Origin of the sequence: Caenibius sp. WL, from assembly GCF_019803445.1 — a bacterium.
Classification (GTDB): domain Bacteria; phylum Pseudomonadota; class Alphaproteobacteria; order Sphingomonadales; family Sphingomonadaceae; genus Caenibius.
The window spans coordinates 2,392,114-2,413,881 of the sequence record NZ_CP081844.1 but is presented as its reverse complement, the minus strand read 5'-3'; the positions used below and the strand labels follow the sequence as shown (position 1 = coordinate 2,413,881).

The window sequence follows — 21,768 nt, the reverse complement described above, 5'->3', positions numbered from 1 at the left end:
CACAACCGTGCTTTGCCTGCACGGCCGGGCCGGGCTAGTCTGGGTTCATGATTGTGCATGGCGGTGCCATACCGCCTGCGCCATGTAGTAGGAAAGGGAATTCGATGGGAGACAGGATCGCGGCGGCCTGGGACAAGCTGGGCCAGCATCCGGCTCCGGCCCTGATGGAGTTGTTCACCGATCCCGATCGGGTGGCCAAGCTGGCCGGCCGGATCGAATTGGGAGAGGGGCAGGGCGGCATCCTGTTCGACTGGTCGAAGACTCATCTGACCGACAGTCTGCTCGGCGATTTCGAAGCGCTGGCCGAAGCGGCGGGCTTTGCCGAAGCGCGCGACAAGCTGCTGACGGGCGCCGTGGTCAACCCCAGCGAAGGGCGCGCGGCCGAACACACCGCGCAGCGCGGCATCGGCAGGGACACCAGCGTGGAGGAAGCTTTCGCGCTGCATCACCGCATGCGTCTGCTGGTCGAGGCGATCCATCAGGGGGCGTTGGGCGAAGTGCGCCATCTGATCCATGTCGGGATCGGCGGATCGGCGCTGGGGCCCGCGCTGGCGGTGGATGCGCTGGGCCATGATCTGGCGCTGGTCGATGTGCACGTGGTTTCCAACATCGATGGCTGCGCGCTGGAGCGTGCGTTCGCGGCGTGCGATCCGGCCACGACGCTGCTGGCCGTCGCGTCCAAGACGTTCTCCACTGTCGAAACGATGACCAACGCGCAAAGCGTGCTGCGCTGGTTCGAACAGAACGGCGTGGACGATCCCGGTGGGCGCGTGATCGCCCTGACCGCAAACCCCGAAGCGGCGGTGGACTGGGGGGTGGACGAAACCCGCATCCTGCCGTTCCCCGAAACCGTGGGCGGGCGCTATTCGGTGTGGACGTCCATCGGCTTCCCGATCGCGCTGGCCATGGGCTGGGACGAATTCGTGTCGATGCTCGAAGGGGCGCGGGTGGTGGACGAACATTTCCGCGATACCGATGGCCGGGACAATCTGCCGCTGCGCGCCGCGTTTGCCGATCTCTACTATGCCCGGTTGCGCGATTGCCAGACGCGGGCCTGCTTCGCTTATGACGAGCGGCTGGCGCTGTTGCCAGCCTATCTCCAGCAACTGGAAATGGAATCGAACGGCAAGCGGGTGATGACCGACGGGCAGCCGGTGACCGGCCCGACCGCGCCGATCACCTGGGGCGGTGTGGGCACCGATGCGCAGCACGCGGTGTTCCAGTTGCTCCATCAGGGCACGCATCTGGTGCCGGTGGAATTCATCGCCAGCATCGCGCCGGGCGATCAGCTCGATCCCATGCATCACCGGATGCTGCTGATGAACTGCTTCGCGCAAGGGGCGGCGCTGATGGCCGGGCAGGACAGCCGGGACCCGGCGCGGGCCTATCCGGGCGACCGGCCGACGACGACGATCCTGTGCGACGATCTCGACGCGGCGGCGTTGGGCGCGCTGATCGCGTTTCACGAACATCGCACGTTCGCCAACGCGGTGCTGATGGGCATCAATCCGTTCGATCAGTTCGGCGTGGAACTGGGCAAGGACATCGCCCACAAGATCGAACAGGGCGGCACGCGCTTCGATGCCAGCACCCAGGCGCTGCTGGAGGCGGCGGGACTGGCCTGAAAAGAGTTGGCAAGCCCTTCCTTGCCGCCCATATCGCTGCCCCACAAAGGAGCAGTGGCATGAGCGAATTCGACTTCGACCTTTTCGTAATCGGTGCAGGGTCCGGCGGCGTGCGCGCCAGCCGCGTCGCGGCATCGCACGGGGCGAAAGTGGCCGTGGCCGAAGAACATCGCATCGGCGGGACCTGCGTGATCCGGGGCTGCGTGCCCAAGAAGCTGCTGGTGTACGGTTCGCACTTTGCCGAGGAACTGCAGGATGCCGAGCGGTACGGCTGGTCGCTGGGCACGCCGAAATTCGATTGGCCGACTTTGCGGGACACCGTCCTGCGCGATGTCGAGCGGATCGAAGCGGCCTATACCGCGACGCTCGATACCAACAAGGTGGAGCATTTCCACGAACGGGCCACCATCGCCGGGCCGAACACGGTGCGGCTGGCCTCGGGCCGGGAGATAACAGCGCGCTACATTCTGGTGGCCGTCGGCGCGTGGCCGGTGGTGCCGGACTTCGAAGGCAGTGAACACTGCATCACGTCGAACGAGGTGTTCCATCTGCCGGAATTGCCCCGCCGGGTGGTGATTCAGGGCGCGGGCTATATCGCGCTCGAGTTTGCCGGCATTTTCAATGCGCTGGGCTGCCAGGTGACCGTGGTCAACCGCAGCGACGCGATTCTGCGCAGCTATGACGAGGCGCTGCGCGACCGGCTGTTGCAGATCACGATGACGCGCGGGATCGAATACAAATTCAACTGCCCGATCACCAAAGTGGACAAGCAGGCCGATGGCACGCTGCTGGTCACGGCGGGCAAGCACGATCCCATCCCTGCCGATATCGTGCTGCTGGCCACCGGCCGCCGCCCGAAGACCGATGGACTGGGGCTGGAAAACGCGGGGATCGCGCCGGGCGACAAGGGCGAAATCCCGGTCGACGAGTTCAGCAAGACGAGTTGCGACAGCATCTATGCCGTGGGCGATGTCACCGATCGGGTGCAGTTGACCCCGATCGCCATCCGCGAAGGGCATGCCGTGGCTGACAGCCTGTTCGGCGGCAACCCGCGCACAATCGCGTATGATTGTATCCCCAGCGCTGTCTTCTCGCAGCCGCCGCTGGCCGCAGTCGGGCTGACGGAACGCGAAGCGCGCAATGCCTATGGCAACAACATCCGGATCTATTCTTCGGATTTCCGCCCAATGAAGAATGTTTTTGCCGGGCGGAACGAACGCGGGCTGTACAAGCTGGTGGTCGATGCCGGCACTGACCGGGTGCTGGGCGTGCACATGATCGGGCCGGATTCGCCGGAAATCCTCCAGGCGGCGGCGATTGCGGTGCGCGCCGGGCTGACCAAGGCGGATTTCGACGCCACCGTGGCGCTGCACCCGTCGATGGCCGAGGAACTGGTGCTGATGCGCTGAGCGGGGCGCTCAGTTGATCCGGTAGGGGACGACGCCGCGCTGATCCGGATCGACCAGGATCGCCCGGTCGCTGGGCGGAAAAGCGCGCTGGTCGCAATCGGGCCGGGGACACAGGCGGCAGGACACGCCGATCCTGTCCACCCGGCGCGGGGAGGCGAGATCGAGCCCGTCGGCGTAGACGAATTCATCCGCATGCGCGGCTTCGCAGCCCAGCGCCACGGCATAGCGGCGCGGGGCGCGTTCGAAGCTGCCCGAAGGCTTCACCAGCCCTTTGGCCATCGAGACATAGCGCACCCCGTCCGGCGTTTCGGCAAGCTGGACGAGGATGCGGTCGGGGATCGCCACCGCTTCGTGCACGATCCACAGCGGGCAGGCGCCGCCGAAGCGGGCGAATTGCAACCGCGTGGCGGAGTGGCGCTTGGTGATGTTGCCGGCCATGTCCACCCGGCAGAAATAGAACGGCACCCCGCGCGCATCGGCGCGCTGGAGTGTGGAGAGCCGCTGGCAGGTCTGCTCGAAACTGGTGCCGAAAGCGTGGGCCAGCCGGTCGATATCGTGGCGCAGCGTCCGCGCTTCATCGCGGAAGGCGCGATAGGGCATGACGATGGCGCTGGCGGCGTAATTGCACAGGCCGACGAACAGCAACTGCCGCGCTGCCGCGCTGCGCAAGGGGGCAAGGGCGATGACCGATGCGATCTCGTCTTTCAGTGCCAGCGCGGCAAGCTGGTGGGCCAGCTGGAACCGGCGGGTTTCCGGGGGCTGGGCCGCATCGATCAGGAGATGCCCCATTTGCGCATCGAATTCGCGCAGCCCGCGCCCGCTGTCATAGCGCACCGATACGGAGAACCCCTCCGCCAGATATTGTTCCAGCGCGGCGGCGGTGGGAGACAGAGCCTGGTCGCGCAAGCGCTGCGCCAGCGTTTCGGCGGCGCGGTCGATCGGATCGACATAATTGTTGGCGAAATGGAACCAGTCGCGCACTTCCTCCCACGGCAACCTGGTGCCGCTGGCATTGTCGGCGGCCAATGCCTCGTCGACCATTTCAAGCCGTTGCCCGGTGCGGCGATAGGCTTCGTGCAGAGCAATGAAGCGTTCGGCAAATCCCGGTTGCTGTTCGGCGATGCGGGCAAGCTGTTCGGCGGGCAGCGCTTCGGCGAATAGCGGATCGGCCGTGGCTTCACGCAGCGCGACAAGGCGCTTTTCCGTGCTGTCCGCCCCGATATCCTGCCAATCGAGCGGGAATTCCCGCGCCAGCCGTTCGAGCAGGGCATTGCTCAGCGGGCGGTCGTCGTTCTCCAATTGAGAGAGGTAGGAAACGCTGATCTCCAACCGATCCGCCATTTCCGGCTGACGCAGCGCGCGGGCCAGGCGCAGGCTGCGCAATTGCTGTCCGGCGAAAATGCGGCGTTTGCCGTGCATGGCGATAGGGTCCTGCGCTGGGCCGGGCGGCGGCGGCCAGATCGATATCCCGGCTGTTTCGGGGTAGATTAATTTGCAAAGTATGGGTTTGCAACTTCGCAAATTAACATTGGACTCGGCGCATATCTGCCGCCAAGGGCGCACACTGCATATGTTTGGGCATGATGCGGACCGCCTGAGTCGGCGGTTTGCGGGAAATCATGCGAAAATGGACAATCATGGCGCGGCCGATCCCCGGGGGATCGCAAGGCCGGGCCATTTTGCTCGAGGGACCGCTGAATGTCAGCCAATATCGCCGAAATGGAACGCCGCCGCGAAGCCGCCAAGATGGGTGGCGGGCAAAAGCGCATCGATGCCCAGCATGCCAAAGGCAAGCTGACCGCGCGTGAACGCATCGAAGTGCTGCTCGACGAAGAGAGCTTCGAAGAATACGACATGTATGTCGAGCACAACTGCGTCGATTTCGGGATGCATGAAGAACACATTCCGGGCGATGGCGTCGTCACCGGCAGCGGCACGATCAACGGGCGTCTGGTCTTCGTGTTCAGCCAGGATTTCACCGTATACGGCGGTGCGCTGTCCGAACGCCATGCGCAGAAGATCTGCAAGATCATGGATATGGCGATGAAAGTCGGCGCGCCGGTGATCGGTCTCAACGATTCCGGCGGCGCGCGCATTCAGGAAGGCGTCGCCTCGCTGGCCGGTTATGCCGAAGTGTTCCAGCGCAATGTCAACGCATCGGGCGTGGTGCCGCAGCTTTCGGTTATCATGGGCCCCTGCGCGGGCGGCGCGGTCTATTCGCCGGCGATGACGGACTTCATCTTCATGGTGAAGGATAGCTCGTTCATGTTCGTGACCGGCCCCGACGTGGTGAAGACGGTGACGAACGAAGTCGTCACGCAGGAAGAACTGGGCGGCGCGATCACGCACACCACCAAGACCTCGGTCGCCGATATCGCGTTCGAGAACGATATCGAAGCGCTGCTGGCCGTGCGCGATTTCTTCGATTTCCTGCCGTTGTCGAACAAGGAAGAGGTGCCCGAGCGCCCGACTTCCGATCCGTGGGACCGGATCGAGGACAGCCTCGACACGATCATCCCGGCCAATGCCAACCAGCCTTACGACATGCACGAAGTCATCCGTAAGGTGCTGGACGAAGGCGATTTCTTCGAAGTGCAGCCGGGCCATGCCGCCAACATCATCTGCGGTTTCGGGCGTGTCGAAGGCCGCACCGTGGGCGTGGTCGCCAACCAGCCGTTGGTGCTGGCCGGCGTGCTCGACATCAACAGCTCGAAGAAGGCCGCGCGGTTCGTGCGCTTCTGCGACTGCTTCAATATCCCGATCCTGACCTTCGTCGACGTGCCGGGCTTCCTGCCCGGGACCTCGCAGGAACACAACGGCATCATCAAGCACGGCGCCAAGCTGCTGTTCGCCTATGCCGAAGCGACCGTGCCCAAGATCACCGTTATCACCCGCAAGGCTTATGGCGGCGCTTATGACGTGATGAGTTCCAAGCATCTGCGCGGCGATCTCAACTATGCCTGGCCGACCGCCGAAATCGCGGTGATGGGCGCCAAGGGCGCGGTGGAGATCATCTTCCGCAAGGATATCGGCGATCCGGGCAAGATCGCGGACCGCACCAAGGAATACGAAGACCGCTTCGCCAACCCGTTCGTGGCGGCGAGCAAGGGCTTCATCGACGAAGTGATCAATCCGCATTCCACCCGCCGCCGCATCGCCCTGGGCCTGCGCAAGCTCCGCAACAAGGAGCTTGAGAACCCGTGGAAGAAGCACGACAATATCCCGCTGTAAGGATCGGACGATGAAGCTTGGCCGTCTCAATCATATCGGCGTGGCAACGCCGTCGCTGGAAAAGTCGATCGCCTATTACCGCGACGTGATGGGTGCGACGAAAATCCACGAACCGTTCGATATGCCCACGCAGGGCGTGAAAGTGTGCTTCGTCGACACGCCGGGCGAGAACGGCACCGCGGGCACGCAGATCGAACTGATCGAGCCATTGGGCGCGGATTCGCCGATCCATGGCTTCATTGCGAAGAACCCGGCGGGCGGCCAGCATCACATGTGCTATGAGGTGCCCGATATCCTCGAAGCCAAGGCATGGTTCGAAGGCAAGGGCGCCCGCGTTCTGGGCGAACCGCGCATCGGCGCGCACGGCACATTGATTTTCTTCGTCCACCCCAAGGATATGAACGGGGTGCTGACCGAGATCATGGAAACCCCGAAAGAGGCGCATTGATGGCATACAATTTCATCACGGTGTCGAGCGAAGGCCCGGTCACGACTCTGTTCCTGGCGCGCCCGGACAAGCTCAATGCGCTGACGCCCAACGTCTTTGCCGAACTCAACACGGCGATCGATGCGGCGCTGGCCGATGGTTGCAAGGCTTTCGTGCTGAGCGGGGAAGGGCGCGCCTTTTCTTCCGGCGCGGACCTGCAGCCCGATGGCGCGGGTTATGAAGGCTTGCCGGACGATCTCGGGCAATTGATCGACGATCATTACAACCCCTTCACCCGGCGGCTGATGGACCTGCCCGTGCCGCTGGTCACCGCGATCAATGGCCCGGCCGTGGGCGCGGGCCTCAGCCTTGCGCTGGCGGGCGATATCTCGGTCATGGCCCGCTCCGCTTATGTGCTGCTGGCGTTCGTCAATATCGGGCTGGTTCCCGATGCGGGCGCAAGCTGGCTGGTCGCGGCCAGCGTCGGCCGTGCGCGGGCGATGGAAATGGCGCTGCTGGGCGAAAAGCTGTCGGCCGAAGACGCAAGAGCCGCCGGCCTGATCAACCGCGTTGCCGATGATGGCGAAGTGCTGGCGACGGCCCAGGCGATTGCCGCCAAGCTGGCCGCCGGGCCGGGCAAGGCCATCGGCCTGATCCGCAGCCAGATGAACGCGGCGGCGCAAGGCACGCTGGACGAGGTGCTGACACTGGAACGCGATAACCAGCGCGTGCTGGGCTATAGCGAGGACTTCCGGGAAGCTCTCGTCGCTTTTGCCGAGAAGCGCAAACCCCAATTCAAGGGCCGCTGAGGCGGCACGAGGACGATATGACTGACAAGCCCACTCTCGAAAACTGGCAGGCCCTTGCCGAGAAGGAAGTGAAAGGCAAGGACCTGACCTGGCACACGCCGGAAGGGATCGACGTCAAGCCGCTTTACACGAGCGAGGATATCGCAGGCTGGGAGCCCGGCCTGCCCGGTTTCGCGCCGTTCACGCGCGGCGTGCGCGCCTCGATGTACGCGGGGCGTCCGTGGACGATCCGCCAGTATGCCGGCTTCTCCACCGCCGAAGAATCCAATGCCTTCTACCGCCGCAATCTGGCGGCGGGTCAGAAGGGCCTGTCGGTCGCTTTCGACCTCGCCACCCATCGCGGCTATGACAGCGATCACCCGCGCGTGGTGGGCGATGTCGGCAAGGCAGGCGTGGCCATCGACAGCGTCGAGGACATGAAGATCCTGTTCGACGGCATTCCGCTCGATCAGATGTCGGTGTCGATGACGATGAACGGCGCGGTGATCCCGATTCTCGCCTTCTTCATCGTTGCGGGCGAGGAGCAGGGGGTCGAGCGCAAGCTGCTCGACGGGACCATCCAGAACGACATTCTCAAGGAGTTCATGGTCCGCAACACCTATATCTACCCGCCCGAACCTTCGATGCGGATCATTTCCGACATCTTCGGCTATACATCGCGCGAGATGCCGAAGTTCAACAGCATCTCCATTTCCGGCTACCACATGCAGGAAGCCGGGGCGACGCAGGTGCAGGAACTGGCCTTCACCATCGCCGACGGCGCCGAATATGTGCGTTATGGCGTTGCCAGCGGCCTCGATATCGACAAGTTCGCGGGACGTTTGTCCTTCTTCTTCGCCATCGGCATGAATTTCTTCATGGAAATCGCCAAGCTGCGCGCCGCGCGCGTGCTGTGGCACCGCGTGATGACCAATCTCGGCGCGAAGGACGAACGCAGCAAGATGCTGCGGACGCACTGCCAGACATCGGGCGTGTCGTTGACCGAGCAGGACCCCTACAACAACGTCATGCGCACGACGATCGAAGCGATGGCGGCGATGCTGGGCGGCACCCAGTCGCTCCACACCAACGCGCTCGACGAAGCGATTGCGCTGCCGACCGACTTCTCCGCCCGCATCGCGCGCAACACCCAGATCGTCATCCAGGAAGAAACCGGGATGACCAAGGTGGTCGATCCGCTCGGCGGGTCGTACTATATCGAGGCGCTGACCAAGCAGCTCGTCGATGCCGCGCAGGAAATCATCGATCGGGTCGAAGCCGAAGGCGGCATGGCCAAGGCGGTGGCCGCCGGTTGGCCCAAGGCCATGATCGAGACCGCGGCCGCGGCCCGTCAGGCGCGTGTCGACCGGGGCGACGATGTGATCGTCGGCGTGAACAAGTATCGCCTTGCCAACGAAGACCTGCTGGAAACGCTGGAAGTCGACAACACCAAGGTCCGCGAAGCGCAGATCGCCCGCATCAACAAGATGAAGGCGGAGCGGGACGAGGCGAAGTGCCAGGCCGCGCTCGATGCGCTGCGCAAGGCCGCGGCCGCGCCGCAATCCATCGAAACCAATCTTCTGGCCCATGCCGTGGAATGCGCCCGCGCCCGTGCGACGCTGGGTGAAATCAGCCTGGCGATGGAAGAAAGCTTCGACCGCTACGGCACGCAGCCGACCCCGGTGAAAGGCGTCTATGCCGCCCCCTACAAGGATGACACGCGCTGGGCGCAGGTCGTCGAAGGGGTGCAGGCGGTGGAACGCCGCCTTGGCCGTAAGCCCAAGCTGCTGGTCGCCAAGATGGGGCAGGACGGGCATGATCGCGGCGCCAACGTGATCGCATCCGCCTTCGGTGATATGGGCTTCGATGTGGTGTCGGGCCCGCTGTTCCAGACGCCGGAAGAAACCGTCGTCCTCGCGCTTGACAGCGGAGTGGATGTGGTGGGCGCCTCCAGCCTCGCCGCCGGGCACAAGACCTTGATCCCCGAATTGATCAACCGGCTGCGCGAAGCGGGCCGCAATGATATCAAGGTGATTGCGGGCGGCGTGATTCCGCCGCAGGATTACGACTACCTGCGCGATGCAGGGGTGCAGGGCATCTATGGCCCGGGTTCCAACGTGGTCGAATGCGCCGCCGATGTGCTGCGCCTGCTCGGTCACAACATGCCGCCTGCGGGCGAACACGTGAAGGAGGCCGCCGAGTGAGCGAAGTCCGCAACGACTGGACGCGTGAAGAAATTGCCGCGCTGTTCGACCTGCCCTTTATGGAGCTGGTCTTCCGCGCGGCGGAGGTTCACCGCGCGAACCATCCGCACAATCAGGTGCAGCTGTCGACGCTGCTCTCGATCAAGACGGGCGGGTGTCCGGAAGATTGCGGCTATTGCAGCCAATCGGTGAAAGCGGAAAGCGGCGTCAAGGCGACCAAGCTGCTGGGCGTGCAGGAAGTGCTCCAGCGCGCCGCGCAGGCCCGCGATCAGGGCTCCACCCGGTTCTGCATGGGTGCCGCCTGGCGCAACCCCAAGGATCGCGACATGCCCGCCATCATCGAAATGGTGCAGGGCGTGCGCGCCATGGGCATGGAAACCTGCATGACGCTGGGCATGCTGACGCCCGCGCAGGCCGATATGCTGGCCGAGGCCGGGCTCGATTACTACAACCACAACATCGACACTTCGCCCGAACGCTATGGCGAAATCACCAGTACCCGCACGATGGATGACCGCCTCGATACGCTGTCCAACGTGCGCGGGGCGGGGATCAACGTCTGTTCGGGCGGCATTGTCGGCATGGGGGAAACCCGCGCGGATCGCGTCGGCTTCGTGCACACGCTGGCGACTTTGCCCAGCCATCCGGGCAGCGTGCCGATCAACGCGCTGGTGCCGGTGAAAGGCACCGTGCTGGGCGATATGCTGGCCGACACCCCGCTGGCGAAGATCGACGATATCGAATTCGTCCGCACCGTGGCGGTGGCGCGCATCACCATGCCGGAATCGATGGTTCGCCTTTCGGCGGGCCGGGAATCGATGTCGGAAGCGACACAGGCGCTGTGCTTCCTTGCCGGGGCAAATTCGCTGTTCACCGGTGACAAGCTGCTGACCGCGCCCAACGCCGGTGACGATAACGACGCGGCGATGTTCGCCCGGCTCGGGATCACGCCGATGCCGATCACGCAGACCGAGGCGGAAGCCGAAGCCGCCCGCATGCCGCGCGGCTGCGCCAAGCTGCAAGCCGCCGAATGATTGCCTTTTCTTCTCACCGCTCCTCGTGAGCAGTACCCAACACTTTCCTTTTCAGGTCGAACAGTAGGACACCGATGTTCAAGAAGATCCTCATCGCCAATCGCGGCGAAATTGCCTGCCGCGTGATCAAGACCGCCCGCCGCATGGGTATCCAGACGGTTGCCGTCTATTCGGACGCCGATGCGCGCGCGCCGTTCGTCCAGATGGCGGACGAAGCGGTGCATATCGGCCCGTCGCCTGCTGCCGAATCCTACCTGATCGCGGACAAGATCATCGCCGCCTGCAAGCAGACCGGGGCTGATGCCGTGCATCCCGGCTATGGCTTCCTGTCCGAACGCGCCAGCTTCGTGGAAGCGCTGGAAAAGGAAGGCATCGCTTTCGTCGGCCCGCCGGTGAATGCGATCGCCGCCATGGGCGACAAGATCGAATCCAAGAAGCTGGCCAAGGAATCGGGCGTCAACGTGGTGCCGGGCTATGTCGGCGAGATCGACGACACCGAGCACGCGGTGCGCATCTCGAACGAGATCGGCTATCCGGTGATGATGAAGGCTTCGGCTGGCGGTGGCGGCAAGGGCATGCGCCTGGCCTACACCGAGAAGGACGTGCGCGAAGGCTTCGAAAGCGTGAAGCGCGAAGGTCTGAATTCGTTCGGCGATGACCGCGTGTTCATCGAAAAGTTCATCGAAGACCCGCGCCATATCGAAATCCAGGTGCTGGGCGACAAGCACGGCAACGTGATTTATCTCAACGAACGCGAATGCTCGATCCAGCGCCGCCACCAGAAAGTGGTGGAAGAGGCGCCGTCGCCGTTCGTCACCCCCGCGATGCGGAAGGCGATGGGCGAACAGTGCGTCGCGCTGGCGCAGGCCGTGGGTTATCACAGCGCGGGCACTGTCGAACTGATCGTGTCGGGCGCGGACAAGACCGGGGAAAGCTTCTACTTCCTCGAAATGAACACCCGCCTGCAAGTGGAACACCCCGTTACCGAAGCGATCACCGGCGTCGATCTGGTCGAACAGATGATCCGCGTCGCGGCGGGCGAAGAACTGTCGATCAAGCAGGAAGACGTGAAGATCGATGGCTGGGCGATCGAAAACCGCGTCTATGCCGAAGACCCCTATCGCGGGTTCCTGCCGTCCACCGGCCGTCTGGTGCGGTATCAGCCGCCGGTTGAGGGCTGGACGGACGATGGCGCCGAAAATGGCCGCCGCGGCGTCGATGGCGTGCGCGTGGACGATGGCGTTTACGAAGGCGGCGAAGTCTCGATGTTCTATGACCCGATGATCGCCAAGCTGATCACCTGGGGCAAGACGCGCGACGAAGCGGCCGACAAGCAGATCAAGGCGCTGGACGAATTCCGCATCGAAGGCCTCGGCCACAATATCGATTTCGTCTCCGCGATCATGCAGCATCCGCGTTTCCGCTCGGGCGAACTGACCACCGGCTTCATTGCCGAGGAATATCCCGAAGGGTTCCACGGTGCGGCCGCATCACCCGAACTGCTGCGCGATATCGCCGCGATTGCCGGCTTCCTCGCCACCGCGCAGGCGGATCGCGCGCGCCAGATCGATAACCAGCTCGGCGGCACCGCGCTCGAACCGCCCGCCGAATGGCAGGTCAAGATCGGCGATGCGCTGCATGATGTGGTGATCGATGAAGACACCATCACTGTCGATGGCACGCCGGTCGATCTGTCGATGGCCTACACGCCGGGCGAACCGCTCGTCACCGCCGAAATCGGGGACGAGGAGATCGCGGTGAAAGTGGAACAGCGGCGCGCGGGCTTCCGCCTGACGACGCGCGGCGCGATCCATGATGTGCGCGTGCTGCCCGCGCGGGCCGCGAAGTATGTCCACCACATGATCGAAAAGATCCCGCCCGATCTTTCGCGCTTCCTGATCTGCCCGATGCCGGGCCTGCTCGTCCGTCTTGACGTTGCCGAAGGCGATCAGGTCGAAATCGGTCAGCCGCTGGCGGTGATCGAAGCGATGAAAATGGAAAACATCCTCCGCGCCGAAAAGGCCGGAACGGTGAAAAGCGTGAACGCCAAGGCTGGCGACAGCCTGGCGGTCGACGCGATCATTCTCGAACTGGAATAAGATGCATCTCCTCCACGCCCCCGACGCACCGGTAGCAGATCAGATCGCTTTCGAGGATTTCCTCAAAGTCGATATCCGGATCGGCACGGTCGTCGGGGCGGAGGAGTTCCCCGAGGCCCGCAAGCCGAGTCTGAAACTCAGGATCGACTTCGGGCCTGCTATCGGGGTGAAACGGAGCTGCGCGCAGATCGCCGCGCTCTACAAGCCGGATGACCTGATCGGGCGGCAGGTGGCCGCCGTGGTCAACTTCCCCCCGCGCCAGATCGGCAAAGCCCTGTCGGAAGTGCTGACGATCGGTTTCGCCGACGATCAGGAGCGGGTGGTGCTGTTCTCGCCCGATGTGCCCGTGCCCAATGGGGCGCGGTTGTTCTGAGAGGTTAGTTTAGGTTTGGGAAAGCAGGTGGCGCGAAATTCAGCGCGCCAGTTCGCCGTCCAGAAACGCCGCCACATCGTCCAATTGCACATCGCGGGCGAGGAATGCCTGTCCGATGCCTTTCATCAGCACGAAGGGCAGAGTGCCCGCGTCCATCTTCTTGTCATGCAGCATGTGGTTGGCCAGTGTGCGGCCGTCGCAATCGAGGCCGAGCTGCGAAAGCTTCGCGGGCAGGCCGCTGGCGGCGATCACATCTTCGATCCGGCGGGCTTCGCCGGCGCCCATCAGGCCGATGTGCGCGGAATAGCGGGCGGCCAGAACCATGCCCAGCGCCACGCCTTCGCCGTGGAGCAGGCGGTCGGAAAAGCCGGTTTCGGCTTCCAGCGCATGGCCGAACGTATGGCCGAGATTGAGCAGGGCGCGGATGCCGGTGGTTTCGCGTTCATCCTCCGCCACGATCCGGGCCTTGGCTTTCACGCTGTGGGCCACGGCATATTCGCGCAGCGCCGTATCCCTGGCGAGCAGGGCAGGGCCGTTTTCCTCGCACCATGTAAAGAACGGGGCATCGCCGATCAGACCGTATTTGACGACTTCGGCATAGCCCGCACCGAGTTCGCGCGCGGGCAGCGTTTCGAGCGCTGCGAGATCGGCCAGCACCAGCGAGGGTTGATGGAACGCGCCGACGAGATTCTTGCCCGCCGGGGTGTTGATCGCGGTCTTGCCGCCGACCGACGAATCGACCTGCGCCAGCAGCGTGGTCGGCAACTGGATGAAATGGCACCCGCGCTTGAGAATCGCAGCGGCAAACCCGGTCAGATCGCCGATCACTCCGCCGCCGAGCGCGAGAATATGATCGCCGCGTTCGACTTCGCATTCGAGCAGCCAGTTGACCGTGGCGGCAAGCTGGTCCCAGCTCTTGGTCGCTTCGCCGGCAGGCAGGATGCGCCAGTGCGGTTCATGCCCCGCTTCGCGCAATGCGTGATCGACCACCGCGCCCCACGCCGCGTGCACATTGGCATCGGTAACGATCGGCACACCGCGCTTGCGCAGGCGGCCCCGGCAATGGGTGATCATATCGGCCAGCAATCCGGTGCCGACATGGACTTCGTAAGGCCGTCCGGCCAATTCGACGGGAATCACAGCCATGAATCGATCGCTTTCAGAATCGCATTGACCGTCCGCTGGTGCGGGCCGGGGGCGCTGAGCACGTGAATCGGCGCCTGTGCATAGGCCGGTTCGCGTTCCGTCTTCAGCCGGGCCAGAATATCGCGCGGATTGCCATCGCGCAGCAAGGGCCGGTTGTCCTTGCGCCCGACGCGTTCGACCAGCGTATCGAGATCGGCATCGAGCCAGACCGCCAGACCCTTGTCGAGAATCAGCTTGCGCGTTTCCTCATTGACGAAAGCGCCGCCGCCGGTGGCGATCACGCCGCGTTCTTCTTCCATCAGCCGCGCGATCACGCGCCGTTCGCCGTCGCGGAAATCCTGTTCGCCGTGCATCGCGAACATGTCGTTGATAGTCATCTGCGCGGCTTCTTCGATGGCATCGTCGGCGTCGGTGAACGGCAGATCGAGCACCGCGGCCAGACGGCGGCCGACCGACGATTTGCCGACGCCCATCAGCCCGACCAAGACGATAGGCCGGTCGATCCGTGCCATAAGGGCGGCAATATCGCCATGAGAAGGGGGGGGCTGATCGACAGTCATTGCCGCCCTGCCTATAGATGCGCTAACCGGCAGTGCAAGCGCGCTCGCGCGGAGTTCATTGGCAGGAAGACGGTTAAACGATGGCCGGCAGGCGATTTTGGGTGGTTTTGGCGGTGTTCGTGGCTCTGGTCTTCGCCTACGCCTGGATCAACGGTGGCGAACAGCCGCTGCACGATATCAGCGAGCCTGTGGCGGTGCCGGGAGGCGATTTGTGATCTGGACTGTGAAACGCGGCCTGCTGGCCGGTGGTGGGGCGCTGGCTTTGTGTTCGGCGTTGGTGTGCTCCACGCTCGTGGTGGCGCAGGATGCCCCGGAATCGCTGCTGCCGCCGGGGTTTGACGATCCCAGACCGTCTCCTTCGCCCACGCCCACGCCTGCTCCCTCGCGCCCGGGCGGCACGTCTGCACAGCCCGCTTCGGCGCCATCGCCGGGCGGCTCCGCCGCTCCGCGTATCATCCCGGCAGATCCCACGGGGGCGAGCGATGCCCCGGTGGCCGCGCTGCCCGATAAGCTGCCGACGCTGGCCGAACTCGATTCGATGTCGAACGACCAGATCGACGAATTGCTGGGCCTGAAGCCGAAGTTCGATATTCCCGCATCGGTGCGGCGGTCGATGGAGCGGGTCGGCGTGATCGACAGCGCCGAAGGTGGGATGCCTTCGCAGGCATTGGCAGGCCAGCCTGCGTCGCTGGTCCGCGCTGCCCTGCGCGGGACCAAGGGGCCGCTCGTTTCGCGTTGGGGCCATATCCTGTTGCGCCGGACATTGGCCAGCCGACTGACCGCGCCTGCCGATATGAATCCGGTCGAATTCGCCGCCTTGCGCGCCAATGTGCTCAACAAGCTGGGCGAACCTGTGGTCGCGCGGTCGCTGGTGCAGGATGTCGATACGGCCAATTACGACGCGGCGCTGATCGGCGTGGCGTTCGATTCCTACGTCGCTACGTCGGATATTCTCGGCATCTGCCCGGCCACCCGGCTGCACGGCAGCTTGCGCACCGATCCGCAGTGGCAACTCGCCCGGTCGATCTGCGATGCCTATTCCGGCCGGGGCAGCAGCGCAAAGACGGACCTGCGCCGCGCCCGGACCAGGGAAATCGCCCCGATGATCGATGTGCTGCTGGCACAGCGATTCGCGAATGCCGCCGCCGATGCCCGGGGTGCGGTGACGATCGAATGGGACAAGGTTTCCGAACTCAATCCCTGGCGTTTCTCGCTGGCCAATGCGTTGGGCGTCACCATCCCCGACAAGCTGATGCGCGATGCATCGCCCTATTACTGGCGCAGTGCGGCCATCGCCCCGATGCTGCCGCTGGCGACACGGGCGCAGGCCGCCGATATCGCTGCGCGCGAAGGCATTCTCTCGGCGCAGGCGATGGTGGATCTCTATGCGCAGATCTATGCCGACGATGAAGTGACCGGCGATGCCGCCACGCGCGCGGTGCGCCTGCGCGATGCCTATGCGGGCGAAACCTATGAAAATCGCGTGGCTGCCATGCGGGATATCTGGGGCACGGAAGGGCAGCCGGATTATGGCCGCCTGGTGCTGACGGCGTTTGCCGCCGCGCGCATCCCGGCGAACGACGCATTGGCCGACGATGCGGCTTCGCTGGTTGCTTCGATGCTGGCCGCGGGGCTGGATCACAACGCGATGCGCTGGGGCGGCGTGGTGAGCGATGGCAGCGCTGCATGGGGCCTTCTGGCCGTGGCCCAGCCGGAGCGGGAAGGGCAGGTGAGCACGTCCTCGGTCAGCAGTTTCATCGATGACGATACCAGCGCGGGCCAGCGCAAATCGCGCTTCCTGGTGGCCGGGCTGGCCGGGCTGGGGCGGCTCGACAAGGCAACGGCGGTGAATCTCGCCGGGGATCTCGGCGACAGTCTCGACAAGCCGACCCGGTGGACCCGGATGATCGACAAGGCGGCCGAAGTGAACAATCCCGCACTTGTCGCGCTGCTTGCTGGGCTTGGCATGCAGGGCGACGATTGGGGCAAGATGACGCCCCGCCATCTCTACCATATCGTTTCCGCGCTCAATCGGGTCGGTTTGTCGGCCGAAGCGCGGATGATCGCGGCCGAGGCGGTCGCGCGGGGCTAGGGCCATCGCCGCCGCCATCGACAGTTTCCTGTCCATGCTGGCTGCGGAACGCGGCGCGGCGGCCAACACGCTGGCCGCCTATCGCCGCGATCTGGAAGGGGCGGAGGAGATCGTCGGCGATATTGCCGCGGCGGATCGCGAATCGCTGATTCGCCTCACCAGGGCATGGTCGGGCCTTGCCCCGTCGAGCCTTGCCCGCAAAAGCTCGGCCTTGCGGCAGTTCTTCGGGTTTCTGGTGGATGAAGGCTGGCGCAAGGACGATCCCTCGTCCGCTTTGCCCCGCCCGGTGACACGCCGCCCGCTGCCCCGGCTGCTCACGCATGCGGAGATAGAGGCGCTGTTCGCCTGCGCCGAATCCGAAGCGGAAAGCGGCAGGGCTGAGGCCGTGCGCATGCTGGCTCTGCTCGAATTGCTCTATGGATCGGGTCTGCGGGCGAGCGAGCTCGTTTCCCTGCCGCTTGCCGCCGTGCCCCGCGACGCGCCGTTTGTTACCGTCACGGGCAAAGGCGGGCAGGCGCGGATGGTGCCGGTCGGCCGCCGGGCGGGGCAGGCGCTGCGCCAGTGGCTGGAACTGCGCCCGGATGGCGGGAAGTTCCTGTTTCCTTCGCGCGGCAAGCATTTGTCCCGCATTCGCCTGTTCCAGTTGTTGAAAGATCTCGCGGTGCGCGCCGGGATTGCGCCCGAAAAGGTCAGTCCGCACGTCCTGCGCCATGCTTTCGCGACTCATCTGCTCGAAGGCGGGGCGGACTTGCGTGTGCTGCAGACTTTGCTCGGCCATGCCGATATCGCGACAACGCAGATTTACACCCATGTCGACACGGCGAGGCTTGTCGCACTGGTGAATGAACGGCATCCTCTTGCCCGAAGGGCTCATGCGGACTAGCGCAATACGATGATCTCCTATCTCGAATTCGAAAAACCGGTCGCCGCGCTGGAATCGCGCATTACCGAACTGCGTGCAGCGGCCGAAGGCGACGATGTCGATATCAGCAGTGAACTGGAACGGCTCGAAGGCAAAAGCGCCGATCTGCTCGCCAGCATCTACGGTTCGTTGACACCGTGGCAGAAAACGCAGGTTGCACGCCACCCGATGCGCCCGCATTTCCGCGATTTCGTGGCCTATGCCTTCGAGGATTTCATCCCTCTGGGCGGGGACCGCTACTATGGCGAGGATGAAGCGATCGTCGGCGGCTTCGCCCGCCTGGGCGATCGGCGAATCATGTTGATCGGCCACGAAAAAGGGCACGATACCGAAAGCCGCCTGCGCCACAATTTCGGGATGGGCAAACCGGAAGGCTATCGCAAGGCGATCCGGCTGATGGAAATGGCCAGCCGTTTCGGCCTTCCGGTCGTCACTCTTGTGGATACTTCGGGCGCGTTCCCGGGCGTGGAAGCGGAAGAACGCGGCCAGGCCGAAGCGATTGCCCGCTCGACCGAGGCGTGCCTCGCGCTGGACGTGCCGATGGTGGCGACGATCGTGGGCGAAGGCGGTTCCGGCGGGGCGGTCGCGCTGGCCAGCGCCGAACGCGTGCTGATGATGGAACATGCCGTCTATTCGGTGATCTCGCCCGAAGGCTGTGCCTCGATTCTCTGGCGCACGGCGGAAAAAGCGCCCGAAGCGGCCGAAGCGATGAAAGTGACCGCGCGCGATCTGCTCAAGCTCGGCGTGATCGACCGGATCGTGCCGGAACCGGTGGGGGGGGCGCATCGCGATCCGCGCGCCGCCGCGCTGACGCTGCGCGATGCGATTGCCGAAGAACTGGACACGCTGGTGGCGATGGATCGTGGCGCGCTGCAACGCATGCGCGAAGATCGCTTCCTCGGCATTGGCGCGGGTGTGGAGCGGAAAACGAAATAGCCGGGCGATTCGGCAGCTCATCGGCGGATGGGTTGCGCCAGTTCCGGATCGGCCGCAGACAATGACGGCGCCATGGAAAGGGCGCGCCATGCTTGGAGGAGGCTTGCACATGCGGTTCGCGGCGGTTTTGGGCAAACGGCTCGCCCTGATTTCCACCTGCGCTCTGTTTCCGCTCACGCTGAGCGGGTGCATGGGCGGGGAAATTGCGTCCACCGGCACGCCGCTGAGCGCGATGGAACGGCAGGAGGGCGCCAAGGCCCATCCCGAACTGGTGGCGGAATTCGGCGGCGCCGAAACCGGGCCCCGCGCGGACTATGTGGCGAGCGTGACGCGCAATGTCGCGGTGCATTCCGGCCTCAGCAGCGCGCCGGGCGATTTTACCGTCACGCTGCTCAATTCCTCGGTGAACAACGCTTTCGCGATTCCCGGCGGCTATGTCTACGTCACCCGCCAGCTTGTGGCGCTGATGAACAACGAAGCCGAACTGGCCGGTGTGATGGGGCACGAGGTCGGCCATGTCGCCGCGCGGCATTCCGCCCGCCGCCAGGCCGCGGCGCAGCAGAATGCGCTGCTCGGCGTGCTCGGCCAGGTGCTGTCGGGCGTGGTGTTCGGTGACAGCGCGCTGGGCCAGATCGGCAAGGAAATCGCGACCACCGCACCGCAACTGGCGACGTTGCGCTATTCGCGCGGGCAGGAATTGCAGGCCGACGATCTCGGCATCGAATACCTTGCCCGGGCCGGGTACAATCCCCGGGCGATGGGGCATGTGCTGGAAAGCCTTGCCGCGCAGAATGCGCTGGATGCCCAGTTGCAGGGCAAGGCTTCGGGCGTGCCGGAATGGGCGTCCACCCACCCCGATCCCGCCTCGCGCGTGCAGACCGCCTATGCCAAGGCGGGCGCCGCCGCGACCGGCAAGACGAACGAAGATCTGTTCCTCACCCGGATCAACGGCATCATGTATGGCGACGATCCGAAGCAGGGGGTGATTGAAGGCCGCAGGTTCCTGCACCCCGAATTCCGCCTTTCCTTCGAAGCACCGCAGGGCTTCTACCTCGTCAACGGCGCGCGCGCCGTGTCGATCAACGGGCAGAGCGGCCGGGCGCAGCTCACCGCCGCGGCGTACAGCGGCAATCTCGAAAGCTACATCCGCACCGCGTTCAACGCGCTGGTCGGGCAGGGGCAGACGCTGGCGCCCAGCACGATCGAGCGGACGACGGTGAACGGCATTCCGGCGGCCTATGGCGTCGCGCGGGCGAACACCAGCAGCGGGCAGGTGGACGTGGTGGTTTTCGCCTATGAATTCGCGCAGAACCGCGCGTTCCATTTCGCCGCGATCACGGCGGCGGGGCAATCGGGTTCGCTCAACAGCATGTACCGCTCGATGCGCCGCCTCAGCGCGAGCGAGGCATCGGCGATCAAACCGCGCCGGGTGGAAGTGGTGACAGTGAAGCCGGGCGACACCGTGGCCTCGCTCGCCGCACGCATGGCGTTCGACGATGCGCGCGAAGCCCGTTTCCGGGTGCTGAACGGCTTGAACGCCAGCGACCGGCTGACCGCGGGCGAGAAAGTCAAGATCGTCGTCAAAGCGGCCAGTTGAGGGGCGGGGCGGTACGAGGCGTCTGGCCCCTTTAGGGCGTTTCCGTCTGGCACCCGGCCTTGGGCGCAATTCCGCTCGATCTTGGCCCTGTGCATGATTTCGCACGCCCCTCTGGCACAGTATCCGCTCGGCCTGAGCCTGTCGAAGGCTGCGGACAAACGGCAGCCCCACACTCTGACAGACTTCCAGTCCACCTTCCGCGCGCAGCCTTCGACAGGCTCAGGCTGAGCGGAGGGAGTGAACGGGTGGTTGAGCGGGTTGGGATGCGAATATGCCATGCCTATCCCACAGGTTGACACAAAGCGGCCTGAAAGTGCGCGCATTGTCCGCTCATCCCCGCAGCCTCCACTCATGCCCGCGCGAGACCCGGTCATCCTGCGGTGGAAGCCGTAACAGCGCGCTATCGCTGGGCCTGCGGCTGCCCCCGGCCAGGCACGCGGACCCATCCGCGTGCGCAGCGGCCCCTTCGAAAGCGGGTGTGGGCAGGGCATCGGGTGTGACTTTTCGTGCCGGTATCATGTTACCGTGCGTCTCGTCCGTCCGGCCAATATCCCATCCGTTCGTCCTGAGCCTGTCGAAGGACGTGGGCAAACGATAGCCCCGCACTCCAAGCAGTTTCCAGCACACCTTCCGCGCGCGGCCTTCGACAAGCTCAGGCTGAGCGGAGGAGGAGTGGACGGGTGGAGCGTGAACGGGTGGGATGCGAACATGGCATCCTTCGTTTGCCATTCCGCGCGGGGCTCGCATCAGTCCGGGAACGAAGGACCGGGAGTGGGCGGACGGATGTCTGCGCTGTGTCATCCGGCAGGATAAGGCAGATTTTGGGCATGTAGGAAAAAGGTTTGCTGGAGTGCTTTGCTTCCCCGGTCATCGTTTCGGCATCTCCGCGCAGGGGTGCTGTTCCACGGTTGCAGCCAGATTGCGTGCAGCCAAGCGCTCAGGACACGCTGCGGCTCAGGGTCGAATAGCTAGAGCGTTGGCAAACGCCAGGATCGCCAACGAAAAAGGCGGCAGGTTTCCCCGCCGCCTTCGTCTGGTATAAGGTGCTAGATCAGCCGCCCGTGGTCGTACCCGTGGTCGTACCCGCAGAGGTGTCGAGGTTTGTGGTAGCATCCGAAAGCTCGTTGCCAACCCCGTTGAAGAGGTTCGTGAGTTCGCCGCCCAGGAAGCTCATCGCTGCGATCGCGGCAACCGCGACGAGGGCTGCAATCAGACCATATTCGATAGCCGTTGCGCCCGATTCATCGCGCAGCACGCTCTGGAAGAATTTCATTGTCGTCTCCTTGTGGGTTTTAGTTCCCCGGCTCTTTCCACTATCGGATCGA

Annotated in this window: 18 protein-coding genes; 14 read left to right on the top strand and 4 right to left on the bottom strand. The window is 64.5% G+C overall.

Annotated elements, in window-relative coordinates; translation table 11 throughout:
• Window positions 1-104 precede the first annotated feature (104 nt).
• Both pgi and gorA read left to right on the top strand, forming a co-directional pair.
• Entirely contained in the window at window positions 105-1,625 is a 1,521-nt protein-coding gene (pgi, locus tag K5X80_RS11480) for a glucose-6-phosphate isomerase (RefSeq protein WP_222557868.1), read from the top strand.
• A 59-nt stretch (window positions 1,626-1,684) separates the two neighbouring features.
• A complete protein-coding gene (gene gorA, locus K5X80_RS11475; RefSeq protein WP_222557867.1) occupies window positions 1,685-3,034 on the top strand; it encodes a glutathione-disulfide reductase in 1,350 nt (449 codons plus the stop codon).
• 9 nt (window positions 3,035-3,043) lie between these two features.
• Here gorA and K5X80_RS11470 read toward each other — a convergent pair whose 3' ends face one another.
• The gene (locus K5X80_RS11470; protein ID WP_222557866.1) at window positions 3,044-4,453 is read right to left on the bottom strand and encodes a helix-turn-helix domain-containing protein; all 1,410 of its coding nucleotides are present in this window, start codon (window positions 4,451-4,453) and stop codon (window positions 3,044-3,046) included.
• Window positions 4,454-4,732: 279 nt separating this feature from the next.
• Here K5X80_RS11470 and K5X80_RS11465 point away from each other — a divergent pair, with 279 nt between their 5' ends.
• The 7 genes from K5X80_RS11465 to K5X80_RS11435 all read left to right on the top strand — a co-directional run bounded on the left by K5X80_RS11465 (window position 4,733) and on the right by K5X80_RS11435 (window position 13,190).
• The gene (locus K5X80_RS11465; protein WP_222557865.1) at window positions 4,733-6,265 is read left to right on the top strand and encodes an acyl-CoA carboxylase subunit beta; all 1,533 of its coding nucleotides are present in this window, start codon (window positions 4,733-4,735) and stop codon (window positions 6,263-6,265) included.
• A 10-nt stretch (window positions 6,266-6,275) separates the two neighbouring features.
• Window positions 6,276-6,713, top strand: coding sequence for a methylmalonyl-CoA epimerase (gene mce / locus K5X80_RS11460; RefSeq protein ID WP_222557864.1), 438 nt, complete (start codon window positions 6,276-6,278; stop codon window positions 6,711-6,713).
• Window positions 6,713-7,501 (top strand): enoyl-CoA hydratase-related protein, encoded by a 789-nt coding sequence (locus K5X80_RS11455; protein WP_222557863.1) that lies wholly within the window; start codon window positions 6,713-6,715, stop codon window positions 7,499-7,501. The genes mce and K5X80_RS11455 overlap by 1 nt, the downstream gene beginning before the upstream one ends.
• A 17-nt stretch (window positions 7,502-7,518) precedes the next feature.
• Window positions 7,519-9,684: a methylmalonyl-CoA mutase gene (gene scpA / locus K5X80_RS11450; RefSeq protein WP_222557862.1), complete on the top strand. Its 2,166-nt coding sequence runs from the start codon at window positions 7,519-7,521 to the stop codon at window positions 9,682-9,684.
• Window positions 9,681-10,718, top strand: coding sequence for a biotin synthase BioB (gene bioB, locus K5X80_RS11445; protein ID WP_261390512.1), 1,038 nt, complete (start codon window positions 9,681-9,683; stop codon window positions 10,716-10,718). The genes scpA and bioB overlap by 4 nt, the downstream gene beginning before the upstream one ends.
• 74 nt (window positions 10,719-10,792) lie before the next feature.
• Entirely contained in the window at window positions 10,793-12,817 is a 2,025-nt protein-coding gene (locus K5X80_RS11440) for an acetyl-CoA carboxylase biotin carboxylase subunit (RefSeq protein WP_222557860.1), read from the top strand.
• A 1-nt stretch (window position 12,818) separates the two neighbouring features.
• On the top strand, window positions 12,819-13,190 hold the full coding sequence (locus K5X80_RS11435; RefSeq protein WP_222557859.1) for a tRNA-binding protein: 372 nt from the start codon (window positions 12,819-12,821) through the stop codon (window positions 13,188-13,190).
• A gap of 39 nt (window positions 13,191-13,229) precedes the next feature.
• Here the strand turns inward: K5X80_RS11435 and aroB are convergent, their stop codons facing one another.
• Together aroB and K5X80_RS11425 are read right to left on the bottom strand one after the other, a co-directional pair.
• Window positions 13,230-14,336: a 3-dehydroquinate synthase gene (gene aroB / locus K5X80_RS11430; protein WP_222557858.1), complete on the bottom strand. Its 1,107-nt coding sequence runs from the start codon at window positions 14,334-14,336 to the stop codon at window positions 13,230-13,232.
• Window positions 14,327-14,896, bottom strand: coding sequence for a shikimate kinase (locus tag K5X80_RS11425; RefSeq protein ID WP_222557857.1), 570 nt, complete (start codon window positions 14,894-14,896; stop codon window positions 14,327-14,329). Before K5X80_RS11425 ends, aroB begins: the two co-directional genes overlap by 10 nt.
• 80 nt (window positions 14,897-14,976) lie before the next feature.
• Between K5X80_RS11425 and K5X80_RS17085 the strand changes: the two genes are divergently transcribed.
• The 5 genes from K5X80_RS17085 to K5X80_RS11405 all read left to right on the top strand — a co-directional run bounded on the left by K5X80_RS17085 (window position 14,977) and on the right by K5X80_RS11405 (window position 20,443).
• Window positions 14,977-15,111: a hypothetical protein gene (locus tag K5X80_RS17085; RefSeq protein WP_261390510.1), complete on the top strand. Its 135-nt coding sequence runs from the start codon at window positions 14,977-14,979 to the stop codon at window positions 15,109-15,111.
• On the top strand, window positions 15,108-16,988 hold the full coding sequence (locus K5X80_RS11420) for a hypothetical protein (protein WP_222557856.1): 1,881 nt from the start codon (window positions 15,108-15,110) through the stop codon (window positions 16,986-16,988). The genes K5X80_RS17085 and K5X80_RS11420 overlap by 4 nt, the downstream gene beginning before the upstream one ends.
• 34 nt (window positions 16,989-17,022) lie before the next feature.
• Entirely contained in the window at window positions 17,023-17,871 is an 849-nt protein-coding gene (locus K5X80_RS11415; protein WP_283249166.1) for a tyrosine recombinase, read from the top strand.
• Window positions 17,872-17,880: 9 nt separating this feature from the next.
• Window positions 17,881-18,846 carry an acetyl-CoA carboxylase carboxyltransferase subunit alpha gene (locus K5X80_RS11410; RefSeq protein WP_222557855.1) on the top strand — a complete coding sequence of 322 codons (966 nt, stop codon included), beginning with the start codon at window positions 17,881-17,883 and terminating at the stop codon, window positions 18,844-18,846.
• Between the two features lie 109 nt (window positions 18,847-18,955).
• Window positions 18,956-20,443: a M48 family metalloprotease gene (locus K5X80_RS11405; protein ID WP_222557854.1), complete on the top strand. Its 1,488-nt coding sequence runs from the start codon at window positions 18,956-18,958 to the stop codon at window positions 20,441-20,443.
• A gap of 1,051 nt (window positions 20,444-21,494) precedes the next feature.
• Here K5X80_RS11405 and K5X80_RS11400 read toward each other — a convergent pair.
• Complete coding sequence (locus tag K5X80_RS11400; protein ID WP_222557853.1) at window positions 21,495-21,716, bottom strand: Flp family type IVb pilin; 222 nt, start codon at window positions 21,714-21,716, stop codon at window positions 21,495-21,497.
• Window positions 21,717-21,768 lie beyond the last annotated feature (52 nt).